General features: G+C 72.0%; 4 protein-coding genes. 3 read left to right on the top strand and 1 reads right to left on the bottom strand.

Annotated elements, in window-relative coordinates; all coding sequences use genetic code 11:
* Positions 1-307, bottom strand: a 307-nt coding sequence (locus tag AC0CYZ_RS30435; protein ID WP_472221850.1) for a glycosyltransferase, incomplete at its 3' end; no start/stop codon positions are given.
* A gap of 261 nt (positions 308-568) precedes the next feature.
* Between AC0CYZ_RS30435 and rfbA the strand changes: the two genes are divergently transcribed.
* From rfbA to AC0CYZ_RS30420, 3 genes are all read left to right on the top strand, one after another.
* Positions 569-1,453: a glucose-1-phosphate thymidylyltransferase RfbA gene (gene rfbA / locus AC0CYZ_RS30430; protein WP_472221851.1), complete on the top strand. Its 885-nt coding sequence runs from the start codon at positions 569-571 to the stop codon at positions 1,451-1,453.
* 38 nt (positions 1,454-1,491) lie between these two features.
* The gene (locus AC0CYZ_RS30425; RefSeq protein WP_472221849.1) at positions 1,492-2,190 is read left to right on the top strand and encodes an SDR family NAD(P)-dependent oxidoreductase; all 699 of its coding nucleotides are present in this window, start codon (positions 1,492-1,494) and stop codon (positions 2,188-2,190) included.
* A gap of 80 nt (positions 2,191-2,270) precedes the next feature.
* A partial coding sequence (locus tag AC0CYZ_RS30420) for a DUF998 domain-containing protein (protein WP_472221847.1) occupies positions 2,271-2,620 on the top strand: 350 nt, incomplete at its 3' end.

Below are 2,620 nucleotides of genomic sequence, written 5' to 3'. Positions count from 1 at the left end.
CCTCCATGAAGGCGACGCCCGCCGCGATCTTCTCCGGGTACCAGACGTCGTCCTGGTCGCTGAGGAACACCAGGTCGCCTTGGGCCAGCGAGAGGGCGCGCCCGAAATTGCCGTTGAAGCCGAGATTCGCCGGGTTGCGCTCCACCCGGACGGGGAAGGGGGCCGTCGCAGCGAAGCGCTCGACGATCTCGGCGGTGCCGTCGCTCGACGCGTCGTCGCAGACGACGAGCTCGTCGGGAAGTCGGGCCTGCGCGGCCAGGCTCGCCAGCTGCTCGCCGATGTAGCGCGCGCCGTTGTAGGTCGCCATGGCAACGGAGATCTTCATGCCGTCGGGGTCGTGCTTTGCGTCAGGGTCGGGATCGCCTGCTCCTGACGGCGATTTGGCCCAAGAACAAGATGTTTGTCCCCTCGGCGGCTCCCCGGGCGCAATCCTCGCGCGGGCGCTCAAAGGCCGTCGCAATCGCCAGGCGATGCCGCTAAGGCGGTGGCCGGCCTGCCGCGCGCGCGCGTCGGCGCCCCTCGCGCCCCGCCGGGCGCAATCAGCGCAAACGACAAGCGGAGACGAAGGTTGAAGGGCATCATATTGGCGGGCGGCAGCGGGACGCGGCTCTATCCGGTGACTCTGGCCGTCTCGAAGCAGCTGCTCCCGGTCTACGACAAGCCGATGATCTATTATCCGCTGGCGACCCTGATGCTCGCCGGGATCCGAGAGATACTGATCATCTCGACTCCGCACGATCTTCCCCATTTCCGAACGCTGCTCGGCGACGGAAGCGCGATGGGCATCTCGCTAAGCTATTCCGAGCAGCCGCGGCCGGAAGGGCTCGCCCAGGCGTTCATCATCGGCAGGGAGTTCGTCGGCGACGACAGCGTCGCGCTGATCCTGGGCGACAACATCTTCTACGGCGCCGGCCTTTCCGCGCTCTGCCAGGAAGGCGCCGCGCAGACCGAGGGCGCCACCGTCTTCGCCTACCATGTCGAGGATCCCGAGCGCTACGGCGTGGTCTCCTTCGATCCCGACACGGGGGAAGCGACCGACATCGTCGAGAAGCCTGCCAATCCGCCGTCGAGCTGGGCGGTGACCGGCCTCTATTTCTACGACAACAAGGTGCTCGACATCGCCGCGGCGGTGAAGCCGTCTCCGCGCGGCGAGCTCGAGATCACCGACGTCAACCGCGCCTATCTGGACGCGGGCAAGCTTCGCGTCAGCCGCCTCGGCCGCGGCTTCGCCTGGCTCGACACCGGCACCCACGACTCGATGCTCGAGGCCGGCCAGTACGTCGCCGTGCTCGAGCACCGCCAGGGCGTCCGGATCGCCTGTCTGGAGGAGATCGCGCTGCGCGAGGACTGGATCACCCCCGACGACGCCCTGCGCCTCGGCGCCGCCCAGGCCAAGTCCCGCTACGGCGAGTACGTCATGGACGTCGCGCGACGGGCCGGCGCCACGGGCTGACGCGGTTGCCCCCGCCCGGGAGCGGCAAGTCCGGGACCATGGACATCACCGATCGCGTCGTCGTCGTCACCGGCGCCTCGTCCGGCATCGGCGAGGCGACCGCCCGCCTCGCCCACTCCCGCGGCGCGCACGTCGTCCTCGCCGCGCGGCGCGAGGACCGGCTGGCCGCGCTCGGGAAGGAGCTCGAGGGCTCGCTCGCCGTCACGGCCGACGTGACGCGCGCCGAGGACCGCCGCCGGATCGTCGACGCGGCGCTCGAGCGGTTCGGGCGCGTCGACGTGCTCGTCAACAACGCGGGGCGCGGCCTGCACCTGCCGTTGGCGGAGGTCGACCCGGAGGACTACGCCGCGATCCTCGACCTCAACGTCGGCTCGGCGCTGGCGATGATGCAGGCCGTCGTGCCGCCGATGCGCGTGCGCGGCGAGGGCGCGATCGTCAACATCAGCTCCGGCACGAGCCGCCGCGCCATCCCCGGCCTCGGCGCGTACGCCGCGACGAAGTCCGCGCTGAACATGCTGTCCGCCGTCGCGCGGATCGAGTTCGCCGACGCCGGGATCGTCGTCTCGACCGTCCTGCCGACCTACACGCAGTCGGAGTTCCACGACAGGCTGCAGGCCGGCGCGGACCGCTTCGGCGGGCCACCCGGCGGCGGTGACACCGCCGAGCACGTCGCCGAGGAGATCCTCCGTGCCGTCGAGACCGGCGTCGAGGAGATCGACCTACCCCGCGCCTGGTGAGCGGGGCCGGCCCGCGCGCCGTGTCCCGGCGTCCGAGGTCGGGGTAGCCGCGCCGTCCCGACGATCGAGGAGGTTCTCCCGTGGCCGCGCTCCTGTCCGACGTCGCCCGGGTGCGGATGGGGCAGCGGCCCGGCCCGATGCGCGAGCCGACCGTGCTGGTGCTCGCCGGACTGGCGCCGCTGGTGCTCGTGGTCGGGGTCCTGCTGGCCCAGGCCGTGCAGCGCCCGGGCGGGTACGACCCGGTGCGCCAGACGGTGAGCACGCTCGCCGGGCGCGGGGCGGCGGACCGGTGGGTCATGACCACCACGCTCATCCTGCTCGGCCTCCTCTACCTGGCCGTCGCGGCGGGGCTGCGGGCACCGCGACCGGGTCGGTGGGTGCTCGCCGTCGGCGCGGTGGCCGCGACCGCCACCGGGCTCGCGCCGCAGCC

Source organism: Actinomycetospora sp. (assembly GCF_055612215.1).
The sequence above is the reverse complement of the archived record's forward strand: the minus strand, read 5'-3'. Positions and strand labels throughout refer to the sequence as shown.